Here is a 16617-nt window from a genome sequence, read left to right on the forward strand (position 1 = left end):
CGAGGACGCCGCCGCCGCGGCCGGCCGGGCGCTGGCGGGTGCCCAGGCCCGGCACCGGCTGGACCTGTTCGGCGGACAGGCCGGCGTGCTGCTGGCCGGCTTCGAGGTGGCCCGGGCGGCCGGCGACGACGAGCTGCTGGCCCGGGTGCAGGGCGGCTACCAGCGGCTGCACCGCAGCCTGCGGGACGGCGGCTCGGGGCTGGCCTCGCTGACCCACCGCCGGGGACTGCACTTCGGCCTGACCGGGCTGGCGCTGACCGACATCGCCGCCCACCTGGCTACCGGCGATCCGCGTCCGCTGGACCGGGCGATCGAACGCCTGGCCGACGAGGTCGGGGTCTGTTTCGTCACCGCCGACGGCGACATGATGGTCCGGGACGTGGACAACAACCGCGCGCTGCCCTACATCGAGTGGGGGAGCGCCGGGGTCTGGGCGGTCGTCCAGGTGGCCGAACGGCTCTCCCGGCAGCGGTTGCTCGACGACGATCAGCGCACCGCCTTCGCCCGGGCCTGCTCCGCCGACTTCTACGTCTATCCCGGCCTCGACCACGGCCGGGCCGGGGTGATGGCGGTGCTGTCGGCGGCCGGCGACGAGCAGGCCGGCGAAGTGGCCCGCCAGCGGGACTTGCTGCTGGACACGCTGCTGCACCGCGACGGCATGGGGTTCAGCGCCGGCGACGGCTTCCTGCGGCTCAGTTCCGACCTGGCCACCGGCGCCGCCGGCGTGGCGCTCGGCCTGCACTGCGTCCAGCATCGGCGGCCGTTCGACTGGCTGCCGCTGTCGGCGCCCAGCGCCGCGCTGCTCAACAGCCTGCCGGTGCCGGCCGCCGACGGCCTGACCCCGGAGGAGCTGCTGGTCGAGGTGAGCCGTCATGGCTGACGCCCTCGAACTGCAGGACGCCGACCTGGTCGAGACCCCGGCGGACCTGTACCGGTCGACCAACAGCGTCTACGCCTGCACGCTGGCCAGCCGGCTCAGCATCGCCTGCTGACCCCCGAACCCCGCGTCTCCTGCTGCCGCATCGCGCAGGGGCACGCGAGCCACGACCAGACCCGAGAAGGAGGTGATCACCATGGCCGAGATCCTGAACCTGCAGGAGGAGCACCCCGACGTGCCCAAGGAGGAGAAGGCATCGCACCAGAGCTGGGGCTTCTGCCACAACAGCTACCGGTCGTTCGCGTTCTGCCTGGCCAACTGAGCCGGCATTCCGCCGTCCCCACTATCCACCGAGGAGGTGAAACACAATGGCCGACATCCTGAGCCTGCAGGACGCGTTCGACAACACGCCCGAAGAGGAGAAGGCGTCGAATTGGTCCATCCTCGCGTGCCACAAGAGCTACAAGTCCTTCGTGGCGTGCTTCGTCAAGTGACCCGCACCCCGCCATTCCCCAGCCAGCACAGAGGAGGTGAACAACATGGCCGAGATCCTGAGCATGCAGGAACAGCCGCAGGAGGCTCCCCAGGAGGAGAAGAAGTCCAACATCAGCCTGCGCTGGTGCCGCAACTCCTACATCTCCGTCGCCCTCTGCTTCGTGAAGCAGTGAGCACGGTCCAGCCCACCCCCGGAAGGAGGTGAACACCATGGCCGACATCATCGACCTGCAGGACGGCGAGATCGACACTCCCAAGGAGGAGAAGGCGTCGAACGTCTCCAACGCATTCTGCCGGAACTCGTATCGCAGCGAGTACTTCTGCTGGAAGTGGTGAACCCATCCGATCCCCGACCGATCCGGACAGCGCCTATCTAGCCGGCCGGCCAGGGGAGAGGTCCCAGCCGACCACCGCCGTCACTCCGCATTCGCGGGTGGCGGCGGTGGCACGTCCGGGCCCAAGTATTTCCGACGCGCACTCTGCGATCCGTTCCGGGCGGCGGATTTCCACCCGGCCAGAGCCCGCTAACCATCGGGCAGGCCCGGCCGGATGCCGTTGACCGCGACGATTCGACAGACTTGACTGGGAACCACGAAAACGCCGTTCCTTCGGCAGATATCCACCGGAATGAATTCCGGCGAACGAATCGGGGGAATAATCCCGAACCAACCAGAAAGAGGTGCCCGCCATGGCCGATGTGGTCGATCTTCAATGCCACGAGCCCGACTCGCCGGACGAGGAGAAGGCGTCCAACGTGTCCTACCTGGCCTGCCACAACTCCAACCGCAGCCAGGCCTGGTGCTGGCGCTGGTAGCCGGCCCCGCGTCCACCCCGTCCGACCACCGAGGAGCCGATGATGGCCGAGATCCTGAACCTGCAGTCCGACGACGAGCCGCTGCCCACCCCGGGCGACGAGAAGGTCTCGATGGTCAGCTACCTGCAGTGCCACCACAGCGGAGTCAGCTACCTGCTCTGCCAGATGCTGGGCCGCCGCCGCTGATCCGCCCCGCGACGGCCCACCCGGCCATCGCCCGCCCACGACGAAGAAGAGGGAGCCGCGCCGATCGGCGCCTATCCGATCGGAGCGAACTCCCTGAACTGGTTCCATCGTGCCACGAGATTGGCCGGAAGTGAACCCGCCCCGGCCAACCGGCCATCAACTCCACCCCCAACCCACCCGCAGAGAAAGGTGACCGCAGATGGCCACGCAACTCCGTGAGGCCGACCGGATCGGCGAGCTGCTGGCCGATCCGCCCGCCCATCCGCTCAAGCGCCTGCTGGTGATCCTGCGGTCCGACCGGCGCGCCATGGTGGTCGCCTTCGTCGGCACCGTGATCGCCTCGCTGGCCGCACTCGCCCAGCCGGCCCTGACCGGGACCATGGTCACCGCCCTGCAGAGCATGGACATGGAACGGCTGGCACTGATCGGCGCCCTGCTGGTCGGCGCCGCGCTGCTGTCCTCGCTGCTGACCGCCGGGGTGAACCTGGTGGTCGCCTACTCCGGCAACCTGCTGGTCCGCCGGTTCCGTGACGAATCCGCCGCCATCGCGCTCAAGGTGCCGGCCGAGAAGCTGGTCGAGCATCCCGCCGCCGACCTGGTGTCGCGCTGCTCGATCGACTCCGAGAAGATGGGCGACGTCTTCACCCGCGGGCCGATCCAGGCGCTCGGCAGCCTGGTGCTGGTGTTCGGCTCGCTGGCCCAGATGCTGGTGATCGACCCCATCCTGACCGTCTCCGCGGTCGGGCTGTGCGTGCTGACGTTCGCCGTGATCGTGATCGCGTCCAACCGGCTGACCGGCATCTCGTTCGAACGCCAGGAGGCTCAGGGCGCCTACGTGGCCGAGGTCACCCGGGCCCTGGACGCCGTGCTGACCATTCGGGCGTTCGTCGCCAACAGGTTCGCGATGGGACGTCTGGCCGGCACCAGCCAGCGGCTGCAGGACGCGTCCAACCGGTCCGCGCGGGCCCAGGCGTTCATGGAACCGCTGGTCTCCGGCCTGGTCCAGACCACCCTGCTGGCGATTGTGCTGATCGCGTTCGTGCGGGTGCAGTCCGGCGCGCTGCCGGTGGACTCCCTGGTGGCGTTCTTCCTGTACACGATGATGCTGATCGGCCCGATCGCCGGCTCCACCGAGACCGTGATGCTGATGGCCGAGACCCTGGGCGCGCTGGCCCGGCTGGTCGAGCTGCGCTCGGTCACCGCGCAGCTGCCGGTGCTGGAGCTCACCCCGCAGCAGCGGGCGGCCCTCGAACTCGAGGCCTACGAGCGGGAACCGAAGCCCGATCCCGACGTAATCGAGGGCGAGATCAGCTTCCGCAACGTGTCGGTGCGCTACGCCCAGTCCGGGCAGGGCACCCGCGAACACGCGATCAGCGACGTGTCGTTCGACATCGAGAAGGGCTCCTGGGTGGTGCTGACCGGCACCTCGGGCTCCGGCAAGTCCACCATCCTCGCCCTGATGGAGCGCTTCCTGGTGCCCAGCCAGGGCCTGATCCTGATCGACGGCATCCCGCTGCAGACCCGCGACGAGGACGTCTACCGCAGCCAGGTCGGCTACATCGAGCAGGCCTGCCCGCTGTTCGCCGGCACCGTGCGGGACAACCTGCTGCTCGGCCGCGACGACATCAGCGACGACGAGTGCTGGGCGATGGTCGACCAGGTCGGCCTGCTGGAGACGATCCGCGACCGCTCCGAGGGCCTGGACGCCCCGGTCGGCGAGTCGGCCTACGCCTTCTCGGGTGGCGAACGGCAACGTCTGGCCATCGCCCGCACCCTGCTGCGGAAACCCCGGATGCTGCTGCTGGACGAGATCACCTCCGGCCTGGACGTGCTCAACCGGGTGCAGATCATGGAGCTGATCCGCTCCACCATGGGCGACATCACCACCCTCGCCGCCGGCCACGGCCGATTCGGCACCGACTGGGCCGACCAGGTGCTGGTGATGGACCAGGGCCGCCTGGTCGAGAACGGCCGGCCGGCCGACGTAGCGGCCCGCTCCCGCCTGTTCCGTTCCCTGATCGCGCAGTAGGAGGGCCTCGTGGAGTCATCGCCGGATCTCGCCTGGGTGGACGACATCGATCACGATCGCCTGCTCGCCGAACTCGCCGCCAACGGCCTGGAGCTGGGGGCTCCGCCGGACGGCGCGGCCGGTCCCGAGCCGGATCCGGGGGGCGGATTCCAGCTGATCCCGTTGGGCGACGCCTGGCTGCGCCTGGAACCCGACCGGGAGGGCCGGCTGTGGGGGACGTTCGTCCCGGACCCGCTCACCCCGCGGGCCTCGGACGGCCGTCCACCGATCCGGATCGACGACGACTCCGACGACCTGGCCGGCTGGATGACCGCCCGCGCCGACATCGACGGCAGCGGCCGGCGCTGGGTGAGCGTGCTGCGCCGGCCGGAGCGCGAGGCCTACGTGGCGTTGCTCTACGACGCCGCGGAGGGCCGGCCGGCCCGGCGGTTGATCGTCAAGGGGGTCTACCCCGACGTCAGTCTGCTGGACGACGGCGGCCGGCTGGCCTTCATCGAGCCCGACCGGGAGATCCGGGGCGGCCAGCGGGCGGTGGTGGCCAGTGCGGACGCCGACGCGTTCGAAGGCTCCCGCACCGAGATCGCCTACTCCGCCGACGGCGGACTGGGCATCAAGCCCTGTTCGGTGCGCCGGTTCTTCAAGCTGAGCCGCGGCATCCGCTCCGAACGGGTCTGGGACCTGGTCGATCTGCACCAGGACCCGCCGCGGCCGATCCACGTGCCCGGCAGCCCGCACGACCCCAGCCTGTTCGACGTGGCCCTGCTGGACGGCCGTCCGGTGCTGGTCCAGCTGTTCAACGGCGACGGTTCCTGGACGCTGCAGGCCAGCAGCATCGAGAACGGCCAGATCCTGCGCAGCTGGGCCTGCGCGACCGGCATCGGCCGTGCCCGGGAGATCACCTCCGGCACCGGCTACGCCGTCGTCCGGGTCAGCCGGGACGGCGAGGAGACCCTGCACCGGATCGGCATCGAGGGGTTCTCGTCCGGACGCGAGGCGCTGCTCAACGTGCCCGGCCTGCTCGACCTGCGGGCCAACCAGGTGACGCCGGCGGTCGGTTTCGCCGCGCTGGAGATGAGCGGCGGGCTGCCGCCGTTCGACTGGTACTTCGACAACGACGGCGACTGCCGCAACGACCCCGCCGAGGCGGCCCGGCAGGCCACCGGCGTGGCCCGGGCGGCCCGGGAGCGCTGCGTCTCCGACGACGGCTACGGGTTCGACATGGACATCCGCTGGGCCAGTTCGGCGGGGGAGCGGTTCACCGGGCCGGTGATCCTGATGCTCTACGGCGCCTACGGCCTGGATCTCGACCTGGACAGCGACCCCGACCTGAGCTGCTGGCTGGAGCGCGGCTTCGCGGTCGCCACCCCGCACGTCCGCGGGGGCGGGCCGGAGCAGCGCCACCTGGCCGGCACCCGGGCGAAACGGGACCGGTCGCTGGCCGACACGGTCGCCGCCATCCGCCACCTGCGGGCCGGCCAGGGCCGGGTCACCGCCACCGAGATCGTCGCCCTCGGCGCCTCGGCGGGCGGCTTCCTCTCGGCCACCACGATCAACATCTGCCCGGACGAGGTGGACGCCTGCATCATCGTGAACGGCTTCGTCGACCCGCTGACCAGCCTGCTGCGGGAGGACACCCAGACCAGGGCCAGCGACCAGGACGAGTGGGGCGACCCGCGCCGCAACGTGAACGACCTGGAGACGCTGCGCCGGGTGTCGCCGGTGGAGAACCTGAGCACCGCGCACGGCGCCGAAGCCCTGGTGATCGTGTCCGCCTGCGACGTCCGGGTGAACCCGCGGCAGGGCCTGAAGTGGTTCCTGCGCTACCGGGCGCTCGGCGGCCCGGCCGAGCTCTGGTTCGATCCGCTGGGTGCCCACGACTGCTGGGGTGCCGGGATGCCGAGGACGGCCCTGGTGGACTGGACCACCGCGGCCCTCGACCGGCGCCGCGGGCGTCCGGCGGCCTGATTCCGGTCCCGGCGGGAGCGACCTGGGTCGCCGGAGACCACACCGAGAACCGGGCCCATCCCTGAGGGGATGGGCCCGGCTTTCGGTGTCGCCGAATGCGCTCAGCCGCTGAACGGCTGCTTGCCGTCGCTGCACACCGTTCCGGCCCGGGGCAGGGTGCCGCTGATCAGGTAGCGGTCCACGTGACCGGTGGCGCAGGCCGAGACGCCGTAGGCGGTGTGGCCCCAGTTGTTGCTGCTGAGCAGCCGGCTGCGCGGGATCAGCCCGGCCACCGCCTTGGCGGCGGCGTAGTTGGTGGCCGGGTCGTGGTAGTTGCCGACCACCAGGACCGGGTTCGCGGTGACCGCGTCGAACCGGCCGCGGTAGGCGTCCTCGTCGTAGGCGGTCCACACCTCACCGGCGCAGTACACCGAACCCCACAGCCAGTGCCGGCCGAACCAGGACGCCCGGGCGTCCTCGGCGTCCGCCAGCCGGGACCAGGTCGCCAGCGAACGCGGGTTGCGGCTGTCGCTGCACAGCACGATCGGCACCTGCTCGACCTCGTTGAAGTAGTCGCCGACCCGTTCGGTGGCCCGGGCCGCGGTACGCCGGTAGGCGCCGCTCAGCGTCCGGTTCAGCGCGAGCGCCAGGTTCGGCACCTGCAGCTGCTGCAGCGTCGCGGTCAGGTACGGGATCGACTCCGCGCCCTCCTCGCTGTAGAGCGCGTACAGCACCGTGGTGATGAACATCTGGTAGGTGATGGTCAGCGGCCCGTTGTCCGGATCCTCCAGCACCACCGGCTTGGCCCGCAGCCCGTTGGCGACCCGGGCGAAGTCGGCCTTCGGCGAGGCCAGCGGGCAGTCCGCGTTCGCGGCACAGCGGCGCAGCAGTTCGTCGAGCGCGGCCGAGGACGCGGCGGCCGAGTCCATCCGCACCGACACCGGGGTGGCGGCGGTGGCCGGCTTGCCGACCCAGGCCCGCGGGTCGACCACGCCGTCGATGACGATCGCCCGGACCCGGTCCGGGAACAGGTTCGCGTAGACCTGGCCGAGGTAGGTGCCGTAGGAGAAGCCGAGGAAGCTCAGCTTGTCGTCGCCGACCGCGCGGCGCAGCACGTCCATGTCCCGCGCCACCTGGGCGGTGGACATCGCCTTCTCCAGTTTCCGGCCCGGCCGGGAGCAGGCCTGGGACAGGGTGGCGGCGGCCTGGGTGAAGCGCCGCTCCTCGGCCTTGGTGACCGGGAACAGGGTGCCGATCAGGGTGCCGGTGACCCGGTCCAGGCGCTTGGTCGAGCGGAAGCAGCGGCTGTTGGTGCTGTCGTTGGTGCCGCGCGGATCCATCCCGATCAGGTCGAACCGGTCCAGCACGTCAGGTCCGAGCCAGGCCGCGGCGCGCTGCGGGAAGTCCTTCCCGGAGGCTCCCGGACCGCCCGGGTTCAGGAACAGGCTGCCGATCCGCCGGGCCTGGTCGCGCGCCGGCAGCCGGCTCAGCGCCACCTCGACGGTCTCGCCGTTGGGCCGGTCGTAGTCGAGCGGCAGCCGGACGCGGGCGCATTCGCCCTGCTCACAAGGCTCCCAGCGCAGCGCCGGGGTGGGCACCGCGTCCACCCGGGCGCGCTCCTGGGCGGAGGTGCGGTCGGCGGCATGGGCAGGGGCTCCGGCCAGCGGCAGCAGGCACACGGTGAGCGCCACCAGCAGGAGTTTTCGGATCGATGGATGCATGGACAGTCCTTCCGGAAGGGGAACTCCCAGCCCAACGTCCAACGCGTCCGGACGCCACGGACTTTCGGCCAGAGTGTCCGTTCGGGGAACTACTCGGGCTCGGCCAGCACCCCGTCGCAGACCTGGATCAGTCGCTGCCGCAACCCGCTCGCCCGCTCGCCGAAGCCGCGCTGCGCGGCGATGTACTCGGCCTTGCCGGACGCCGTCTCGATGGCGACCGGGGAGCAGCCCCAGGCGGTCAGGTCGTAGGGCGAGGCGCGCATGTCCAGCTCCCGGATCTCGGCGGCCAGCGCGAAGCAGTCGGCGACCAGCTCGGCCGGGGTGAACGGGGCGAGTTTGTGCGCCCACTTGTAGACGTCCATCTGGGCGTGCAGGCAGCCCGGCTGCTCGTTGCGGGTGCGGTCGGCCAGGGTGGGCCGCAGCGTGTTGCGCTCGACGGCGTCCGGGGTGAAGAACCGGTACGCGTCGTAGTGGCTGCAGGCGATCCGGTGGTTCTCGACGACCGCGTCGGTGCCGGCCGAGCCGAGCCGCAGCGGCAGCTGGGTGTGCCGGACCTGGTCCGGGCGGCTGCGGTAGACCATCGCCCACTCGTGCAGGCCGAAGCAGCCCAGCCGGGCCGGACGGCTGTCGGTGGCGGCCAGCAGTTCGCGGATCCAGCGCACCTGGTCGGCCCGGCGTCCGGGCAGTTCCGGGTCGACCCAGGCCCGGTCGCCGTCCACCACGAAGCCGCGGACGCCGGCGAACTCGGCGACGTCGCCGGTGAGGGTGACGCCCCACCCGGGATGCCAGCTGCTCAGCGCCTTGGGGGAGTAGGAGTAGTACTCCCAGAGGAAGTCCTCGACCGGGTGCCGCTCGCCGCGGGAGCGGCGCCGCAGCCTGGGTTCGGTCCAGGCCGCGACGCGCTCCCGGTGCCGTGCGGCCAGCGGACGCCAGACGGCTTCGGGCAGCTCGGTTTCAGTCGGCGACGCTCTCATGCAGCCTCAGCAGGGTGCTCTTGCCGAACAGCGACTCGATCAGGTCGACCGCGAGCGCCGCGGTGGTGTTGCGCAGGTCGAGGGCCGGGTTGAGCTCGACCAGGTCGATCGAGGCCAGCCGTCCGGTGTCGGCCAGCATCTCCATGCACAGATGCGCCTCCCGGTAGGTCGGTCCGCCCTGCACCGGGGTGCCGACGCCGGGCGCGATCGCCGGGTCGACGAAGTCGAGGTCGAGGGAGAGATGCAGATGAGTACTCTCGTCGACGCCGTCCAGGGCCCGCTCCATGGTGGCCCGCATGCCGATCTCGTCCAGGAAACGCATGTCGAAGACCTCGACGCCCTGCTCGTTCAGGAACTTCTTCTCACCGGCGTCCACGCTGCGCAGCCCGATCTGCCGGATCTCACCGGCGTCCATCGCCGGGTAGTTGTCGCCGATCCGGGTCAGTTCGTCGGGGCCGTGCCCGGTCAGGCAGGCCACCGGCATGCCGTGGATGTTGCCCGACGGGGTGAGTTCGGCGGTGTTGAAGTCGGCGTGGGCGTCCACCCAGATCACCCGGAGCTTCTTGCCGGCCTTGCGGCAGTGGTCGGCGATCGCGGCGATGGACCCGATCGCCAGGCAGTGGTCGCCGCCCAGCATGATCGGCAGCCGGCCGTCGGCCAGTTCCGCCCCGACCGCGTCGTAGACGGCCCGGTTCCAGGCCACCACTTCGTCGAGGTGCCGGTAGCCGTTCACCGGGGGCAGCACGGGGTTGTCGGGGCCGCTCAGGTCGCCGACGTCGCGGACCTCACAGCCGAACGCCTGGAGCGCCTCGGTGATTCCGGCCACCCTCAGACCCTGAGGACCCATCCGGCATCCGATGGTGGACGCGCCAATGTCGGTCGGCACCCCGATCAGACTGACCCTACGCATATTTCGTTCCCTTCGCCGTCTTTGTCAGCAAGAATGCTGACATGAGGCGGGTTGCGCGGCAAGTCTTTCACCAACGATAGTCTCTCGACACCGAGTGAATGGAGATTCGATGTCCCACGAAGGGCTCAGCCCCGCCACCCTTGCCGTCGTCACCGGTCGGCCCGGACGCGCCCCCGGCACCCCGGTCAGTCCCGACATCGAGTTCTCCTCGACCTACGTGTCGTGGGGTCCGTACGGCTTCGGCGAGTCGATGTACGCCCGGGCCGACAACGCCACCTGGAAGCTCTTCGAGGAGGCGGTCGGCACCCTGGAGGGCGCGCCGCAGGGAGCCGTCGCCTTCCCGTCCGGGATGGCGGCCGGAACGGCGATCCTGGAGCAGGTGCCCGACGGTGGCCGGCTGGTGATGGCCGACACCTGCTACAACACCATGCTGGCGCTGGCCACCGAACGGGCGGCCGCCGGACGGTTCCGGTTGACCACCGTGGACGCCTCCGACACCGCCGCCGTCGTGGCTGCCCTGCCCGGCGCCGACTGGCTGCTGCTGGAGTCGCCGACGAATCCGCTGCTGCAGATCGCCGACCTGCGGGCGCTGTGTGCGGCGGCGAAGCAGGCCGGCGTCCGGGTCGGCGTGGACAACACCTTCGCCACCCCGCTGCTGCAGAATCCGCTGGCACTCGGGGCGGACGTGGTGATGCACTCGGCCACCAAGTACCTGTCCGGGCACTCCGACGTGCTGCTGGGCGTGGTGGTGGCCGCCGATCCGGAACTGACTCAGCAGGTGCGGCAGTACCGCACCATGCAGGGCTCGATCCCGGGACCGATGGAGACCTGGCTGGCGTTGCGCGGGCTGCGCACCCTGTCGGTGCGGCTGGAGCGCTCGCAGGCCAGCGCCGGGATCCTGGCTTCTCGGCTGGCCGGGCATCCGGCGGTGGCGACGGTGCGCTATCCCGGCCTGCCGGACGACCCCGGTCATGCGGTGGCACAAGCCCAGATGCGCGGCTTCGGGGCCATGCTGGCGATCGAGATCGCCGGTGGCCAGGCGGCCGCGCAAGCGGTGGTCGAGGCCGTCCGGCTGTGGGTCCCGGCGACCAGCCTGGGCGGCGTCGAGTCGCTGATCGAGCGGCGCCGGCGGATCCCGTCCGAACCGGCCTCGGTCCCGGAGAACCTGCTGCGGCTCTCGGTCGGACTCGAGGACGTCGAGGACCTCTGGGCCGACCTGCGCCAGGCGCTGGACGCGGTGTGACCGACAGGTCAGCGCGGTGAGCGACACGCCGAAGCTACTGCGGCGGTGCCGGGTGGCGTCCGGAACCGTCGTCGAGCGGGGTTAGGGTAGGGCTCTCCGCTGGACTTCCCCCTGGCGATCCGCCCGGTCCACCACAGACTCTTGGAGGTCGAAACCGCCGATGGCCGATGGGTTCGTGCACCTGCATTGCCACTCCGAGTACTCGATGCTGGACGGGGCGGCGCGGCTGAAGGATCTGGTCAAGGGCTGCGAGCAGATGGGCATGCCGGCGCTCGCGGTCACCGACCACGGCAACCTGTTCGGCGCCTACGAGTGGTACAAGGTGGCCAAGGGCAGCGCGGTGAAGCCGATCATCGGGCTGGAGGCCTACCTCACCCCGAAGACCCACCGCAGCGAACGCAAGCGGGTCCAGTTCGGCGACGGCACCGGCGACGACGTGGCGTCCAAGGGCGCCTACACCCACATGACCATGTGGGCGCAGAACTCCGACGGCATGCACAACCTGTTCCGGCTCAGCTCGCTGAGCTCGCTGGAGGGCTTCTTCTACAAGCCGCGCGCCGACCGGGAACTGCTGAACCGCTACGCCAAGGGGCTGCTGGCCACCACCGGCTGCCCGTCCGGCGAGGTGCAGACCTACCTGCGGCTCGGCCAGTACGACCGGGCGGTCGAATCGGCCGCCGAGTTCCGCGACATCTTCGGCGCCGGCAACTTCTACTGCGAGCTGATGGACCACGGCCTCGACATCGAGCGCCGGGTCCGGCACGACCTGCTGCGGCTCGCCAAGGACCTGAAGCTGCCGCTGGTGGCCACCAACGACCTGCACTACGTGCACGCCAACGACGCCGACGCCCACGACACCCTGCTGTGCGTGTCGTCCGGCTCGAACCGGGACACCCCGAACCGGTTCAAATTCGACGGCAACGGCTACTACCTGAAGAGCCCGGCCGAGATGCGCGAGATCTGGCGCGAGCTGCCCGAGGCCTGCGACAACACCCTGGCCATCGCCGAGCGCTGCGAGACCCATTTCGACGAGGGCACCGGCACCTTCATGGCCCGCTTCCCGGTGCCGGCCGGCGAGACCGAGGAGTCCTGGTTCGCCAAAGAGGTCCGCCGCGGGTTGGAGCGTCGATTCCCGGGAGGAGTTCCCGAATACGCCACCAAACAAGCCGAATTCGAAATGGGCGTCATCGCCGGAAAAGGATATTCGGGATATTTCTTGGTGGTCGCCGACTTCATCAACTGGGCCAAGAACAACGGCATCCGGGTCGGCCCGGGCCGCGGTTCCGGCGCCGGTTCGATGTGCGCCTACGCATTGCGGATCACCGACCTCGACCCGGTCCCGCACGGCCTGATCTTCGAACGCTTCCTGAACCCCGAGCGTCCCTCGATGCCCGACTTCGACATCGACTTCGACGAGCGTCGGCGGGGCGAGGTGATCCGCTACGTCACCGAACGCTACGGCGACGACCACGTCTGCCAGATCGTCACCTACGGCACCATCAAGGCCAAGCAGGCGATCAAGGATGCCGGACGCGTGCTGGGCAAGCCGTTCGGGCTGGGGGAGCGGATCACCAAGGCCTACACCCCGCCGGTGATGGGCAAGGACGTCCCGCTGCCCGAGGTGTTCAACCCGCAGCACGCCCGGTACGCCGAGGGCGGCGAGTTCCGCGCCCTGTACGAATCCGACCCCGAGGTGAAAGAGGTCGTCGACACCGCCATGGGCATCGAGGGCCTGAAGCGGCAGTGGGGCGTGCACGCGGCCGGCGTGATCATGTCGTCGGCGCCGCTGCTGGACGTCATCCCGATCATGAAGCGGGAATCCGACGGCCAGATCATCACCCAGTTCGACTACCCCAGCTGCGAGTCGCTGGGCCTGGTCAAGATGGACTTCCTGGGGCTGCGCAACCTGACCATCCTGGACGACGCCATCGCCAACGTGAAGGCGAACCGGGGCATCGACCTCGACCTGGACGAGCTCAGCAAGGACCCCACCGACGCCAAGACGTACCAGCTGCTGGCCTCCGGCGACACCCTCGGCATCTTCCAGCTGGACGGCTCCGGCATGCGGGTGCTGCTGCGGCAGATGCAGCCGGACAACTTCGAGGACATCTCCGCGGCGCTGGCGCTGTACCGGCCCGGCCCGATGGGCGCCAACAGCCACACCAACTACGCGCTGCGCAAGACCGGCAAGCAGCCGATCAGCGCCATCCATCCCGAGCTGGCCGAACCGCTGTCGGAGATCCTCGACCTCACCTACGGCCTGATCGTCTACCAGGAGCAGGTGCAGCAGATCGCGGTGAAGGTGGCCAACTACACCCTCGGAGCGGCCGACCAGCTGCGCCGGGCCATGGGCAAGAAGAAGAAGGAGGTGCTGGACGCCGAATTCGTCAACTTCGAATCCGGTATGCAGGCCAACGGCTTCTCCGCGGCCGCCATCAAAGCGCTCTGGGACATCCTGGTGCCCTTCTCCGACTACGCCTTCAACAAGGCCCACACCGCCGCCTACGGGCTGATCTCGTACTGGACCGCCTACCTGAAGGCCAACTATCCGGCCGAATACATGGCGGCGCTGCTGCAGTCGGTGAAGGACGACAAGGACAAATCCGCGATCTACCTGGCCGAATGCCGCCGGATGGGCATCAAGGTGCTGCCGCCCGACGTCAACGAGTCCGACGGCATGTTCACCCCGGTCGGCAGCGACATCCGCTACGGCCTGGGCGCCATCCGCAACGTCGGCGACAACGTGGTGAAGGGCATCGTCGAGGGCCGTGAAACCAACGGCAAGGCGTCCGACTTCAACGAATTCCTCGACAACGTGCCGCTGGTGGTGTGCAACAAGCGGGTGATCGAGTCGCTGATCAAGGCCGGCGCGTTCGATTCGCTGGGGCACACCCGGCGGGCGCTGATGGAGTGCTACGAGCAGAAGGTCGACGAGGTGATCGACCTGAAGCGCAACCAGGCCAACGGCCAAGACGACCTGTTCGGCGACTTCGGCGGGGGAGAGGCGCTGGTCAGCTCCCCGATCCCGCAGGTCGAGGAGTGGGAGAAGCGGATCCGGCTCGCCTTCGAGCGGGAGATGCTCGGCCTGTACGTCTCCGACCATCCGCTGCTCGGGCTGGAGCACGTGCTGCTGGCCAACCGCGACCATTCCGTCGGCCAGATCATGGCCGAGGACGGCCCCCGCGACATCCAGACCACGATCGCCGGGATGATCACCCAGGTCACCCGCAAGCAGACCAAGAACGGCGACCTGTGGGCCATCCTGACCGTCGAGGACCTGGACGCCTCGATCGAGGTGCTGCTGTTCCCGAAGGTCTACAACACGGTCGCCCTGTCGCTGGCCACCGACACCATCGTCCGGATCAAGGGCCGGGTGGTCGGCAAGGACGAGGGCGTCGAGATCCGGGCCACCGACGTCACCTTCCCGGACGTCTCCGAGGGCCCCTCCGGGCCGGTGGTGATCTCGCTGCCGGCGGCCCGCTGCACCCCGGCCGTCGTCCAGCAGCTGCGCACCGTGCTGACCAACCACCCCGGCGCCACCGAGGTGCGGGTCCGGCTCACCACGTCCAGCAACCGCACCACGGTGTGGAAGCTGGAGGAGACGCTGCGGGTGATGCCCTCCCCACCGCTGATGGCCGACCTGAAGGCGCTGCTCGGGCCGTCCTGCGTGAGCGTATGACGATGCCGCCGCCGCACCGTCCCGGACCGTTAGGGTGGGGGACGTGAGCAGCGTCCCGTCCCCCGTCGTCGAGGAACCGGCGACGCCGGAACGCCGCGACGGCCGGACCGCGGTCCTGATCGGCGCCGGGTTCGCGGTGATCGCCGGGATTCTCGCGGCCGTGTTGTGGCGGCTGGTGGTGCGGCTGCCCGGCTACGTGGTGCAGGGCGACGGCTCCGCCACGGTCAGCGAACGCGCGCTCACCGAGTTCTTCGCCGGCGACGCCTGGTTCGTGGTGATCGGCGTCGTGGTGGGGGCCGTGCTGGGCGTGATCAGCTGGCGGCGGTTCAAGAACATCGGCTGGCCCTCGGCCTTCCTGGCCGCCGGGTTCGGGCTGCTGGCCGGCGTGGTCTGCTGGCAGCTCGGGCAGCTGTTCGGCGGCGCCCCGTTCGATGAGCGGCTGGCGGTCGCCAAGCCCGGCGAGACGGTGCCGATCGCGCTGGCGCTGCGCTCGCCGTCCGCGCTGGCGGTCTGGGCCTTCGCCGCCGTGACCCCTATCCTGCTGGGCTCCGCGCTCGGTCCGGACGACGAGGCGGTCCCGCGGCAGCCGCGACGGCGCAGCCGGTTGGCCAAGGCGCCCGAGCCGGAACACCGTGAGGTGGTGGACGAACTGGGCATCGTCCGCACCGAGGAGAAGGCGGGCAACCAGTGACCAGTGCTGCCGCGGTGGTCGTCGACTACCTGCGCACCCAGGCCGAGGTGATCGCCTCCCGGGCCGACGACGTCCGGGTCGACGGTCCCGACGCCGTGCACCGCAGCCGGGTCGCCACCCGTCGGTCGCGCAGCGCGCTGCGCACCTTCGCCACCGTGTTCAAACGCGGCCAGGTCCGCGCCCTGCGCGACGAGCTGGCCTGGCACGCCGACCACCTCGGCGCGCCCCGGGACGCCGAGGTGCTCAAGGAACGACTGCTGACGGCGCTGGCCACGCTGCCGGCCGAGCAGGCGTCCGGATCGGTGGCGGAGCGGCTGTCGGCGGCCCTGGACGACACCCACGCCCGGGCCCACGCGTCCCTGCTGGAGTCGATGGACACGCCGCGCTATGCGGAGCTGCGGGAGCGGCTGGCGGCGTTCGTCGCCGACCCGCCGGTGCGCGCCTCGGCCGGCTCGCTGGGCGCCGAGGCGCTGCCGGAACTGCTCGGGCAGGCCGTCGAGCGGGTCCGCCGGCTGAACGAACGGGCCGCGGAGAGCGGCGAGGATCCGCATCGCTGGCACGAGGTGCGCAAGGCGGCGAAGGCCGCCCGGTACTGCTCGGAGGCGCTGGTCCCGGCCTTCGGCGACCCGGCGCGAACCCTGGCCGAGGCCTGGGAGCAGGTCACCGAGGCGCTGGGCGAGCACCAGGACACCGTGGTCGCCGAGGCCTACCTGGCCACCGAGGCGGTCCGGGCCCGCGCCGACGGCGAGTCCCCCGAGGGCTATCTGGCGCTGATCGCGCTGGAACTCGGGCTCCGCGAAGCCTCACTGGGTGCCGGACGCGCCGCCCTGCGCGCGGCGCTCGCGCTACCGCTGCCGTAGTCACCCGGTGGTTGATCTTGTCGCCCCCCAACCACACCGACCGCTCGCCTAACTATTTCGGGCTCGCCGAACTCGGCGAGCCCGAAATAGTTAGGCCTGAGTTGGACCTCTTTAGTGCCCCAGGGCGTTGAGGATGTCGCGGGTGTCTGCGTCGATCGCTGGGTGGGCGTCGAGCGTGTGGCCGCCGATGGTGA

15 protein-coding genes and 1 pseudogene are annotated in these 16617 nt (G+C 70.4%); 13 read left to right on the forward strand and 3 right to left on the reverse strand.

Annotation, left to right across the window (positions count from 1 at the left end):
* The 9 genes and pseudogenes from QM582_RS16990 to QM582_RS17030 form a co-directional block, all read left to right on the forward strand.
* Window positions 1-880 (forward strand): annotated as a pseudogene (locus QM582_RS16990) (hypothetical protein); the annotation flags it as partial.
* Window positions 881-1073: 193 nt separating this feature from the next.
* Window positions 1074-1199 (forward strand): hypothetical protein, encoded by a 126-nt coding sequence (locus QM582_RS16995; protein WP_415086384.1) that lies wholly within the window; start codon window positions 1074-1076, stop codon window positions 1197-1199.
* A gap of 46 nt (window positions 1200-1245) precedes the next feature.
* Complete coding sequence (locus QM582_RS17000; protein WP_415086386.1) at window positions 1246-1371, forward strand: hypothetical protein; 126 nt, start codon at window positions 1246-1248, stop codon at window positions 1369-1371.
* Between the two features lie 45 nt (window positions 1372-1416).
* The gene (locus QM582_RS17005; protein WP_415086387.1) at window positions 1417-1545 is read left to right on the forward strand and encodes a hypothetical protein; all 129 of its coding nucleotides are present in this window, start codon (window positions 1417-1419) and stop codon (window positions 1543-1545) included.
* 37 nt (window positions 1546-1582) lie between these two features.
* On the forward strand, window positions 1583-1708 hold the full coding sequence (locus tag QM582_RS17010; RefSeq protein ID WP_415086388.1) for a hypothetical protein: 126 nt from the start codon (window positions 1583-1585) through the stop codon (window positions 1706-1708).
* 352 nt (window positions 1709-2060) lie between these two features.
* On the forward strand, window positions 2061-2186 hold the full coding sequence (locus QM582_RS17015; RefSeq protein WP_415086390.1) for a hypothetical protein: 126 nt from the start codon (window positions 2061-2063) through the stop codon (window positions 2184-2186).
* A 42-nt stretch (window positions 2187-2228) separates the two neighbouring features.
* The gene (locus QM582_RS17020) at window positions 2229-2372 is read left to right on the forward strand and encodes a hypothetical protein (RefSeq protein ID WP_415086391.1); all 144 of its coding nucleotides are present in this window, start codon (window positions 2229-2231) and stop codon (window positions 2370-2372) included.
* A 199-nt stretch (window positions 2373-2571) separates the two neighbouring features.
* Window positions 2572-4401 carry an ABC transporter ATP-binding protein gene (locus QM582_RS17025; protein WP_415086392.1) on the forward strand — a complete coding sequence of 610 codons (1830 nt, stop codon included), beginning with the start codon at window positions 2572-2574 and terminating at the stop codon, window positions 4399-4401.
* A 9-nt stretch (window positions 4402-4410) separates the two neighbouring features.
* Window positions 4411-6366, forward strand: a complete 1956-nt coding sequence (locus tag QM582_RS17030) for an alpha/beta fold hydrolase (RefSeq protein WP_415086394.1) — start codon at window positions 4411-4413, stop codon at window positions 6364-6366.
* Between the two features lie 101 nt (window positions 6367-6467).
* Here the strand turns inward: QM582_RS17030 and QM582_RS17035 are convergent, their stop codons facing one another.
* The 3 genes from QM582_RS17035 to rocF form a co-directional block, all read right to left on the reverse strand.
* A complete protein-coding gene (locus QM582_RS17035; RefSeq protein WP_415086396.1) occupies window positions 6468-8066 on the reverse strand; it encodes an alpha/beta hydrolase in 1599 nt (532 codons plus the stop codon).
* Between the two features lie 89 nt (window positions 8067-8155).
* Window positions 8156-9040: a 3-methyladenine DNA glycosylase gene (locus tag QM582_RS17040; RefSeq protein ID WP_415086397.1), complete on the reverse strand. Its 885-nt coding sequence runs from the start codon at window positions 9038-9040 to the stop codon at window positions 8156-8158.
* A complete protein-coding gene (rocF, locus tag QM582_RS17045; protein WP_415086399.1) occupies window positions 9021-9950 on the reverse strand; it encodes an arginase in 930 nt (309 codons plus the stop codon). Before rocF ends, QM582_RS17040 begins: the two co-directional genes overlap by 20 nt.
* A 109-nt stretch (window positions 9951-10059) precedes the next feature.
* Here rocF and QM582_RS17050 point away from each other — a divergent pair, with 109 nt between their 5' ends.
* The 4 genes from QM582_RS17050 to QM582_RS17065 all read left to right on the forward strand — a co-directional run bounded on the left by QM582_RS17050 (window position 10060) and on the right by QM582_RS17065 (window position 16423).
* Window positions 10060-11193, forward strand: a complete 1134-nt coding sequence (locus tag QM582_RS17050) for a trans-sulfuration enzyme family protein (RefSeq protein ID WP_415086401.1) — start codon at window positions 10060-10062, stop codon at window positions 11191-11193.
* Between the two features lie 160 nt (window positions 11194-11353).
* Entirely contained in the window at window positions 11354-14872 is a 3519-nt protein-coding gene (dnaE, locus tag QM582_RS17055) for a DNA polymerase III subunit alpha (RefSeq protein ID WP_415086403.1), read from the forward strand.
* Window positions 14873-14915: 43 nt separating this feature from the next.
* Window positions 14916-15563 carry a hypothetical protein gene (locus tag QM582_RS17060; protein WP_415086405.1) on the forward strand — a complete coding sequence of 216 codons (648 nt, stop codon included), beginning with the start codon at window positions 14916-14918 and terminating at the stop codon, window positions 15561-15563.
* Entirely contained in the window at window positions 15560-16423 is an 864-nt protein-coding gene (locus QM582_RS17065) for a CHAD domain-containing protein (protein ID WP_415086407.1), read from the forward strand. Before QM582_RS17060 ends, QM582_RS17065 begins: the two co-directional genes overlap by 4 nt.
* Window positions 16424-16617: the final 194 nt, after the last annotated feature.

The organism is Micropruina sp., assembly GCF_047607385.1.
Lineage (GTDB): Bacteria > Actinomycetota > Actinomycetes > Propionibacteriales > Propionibacteriaceae > Micropruina.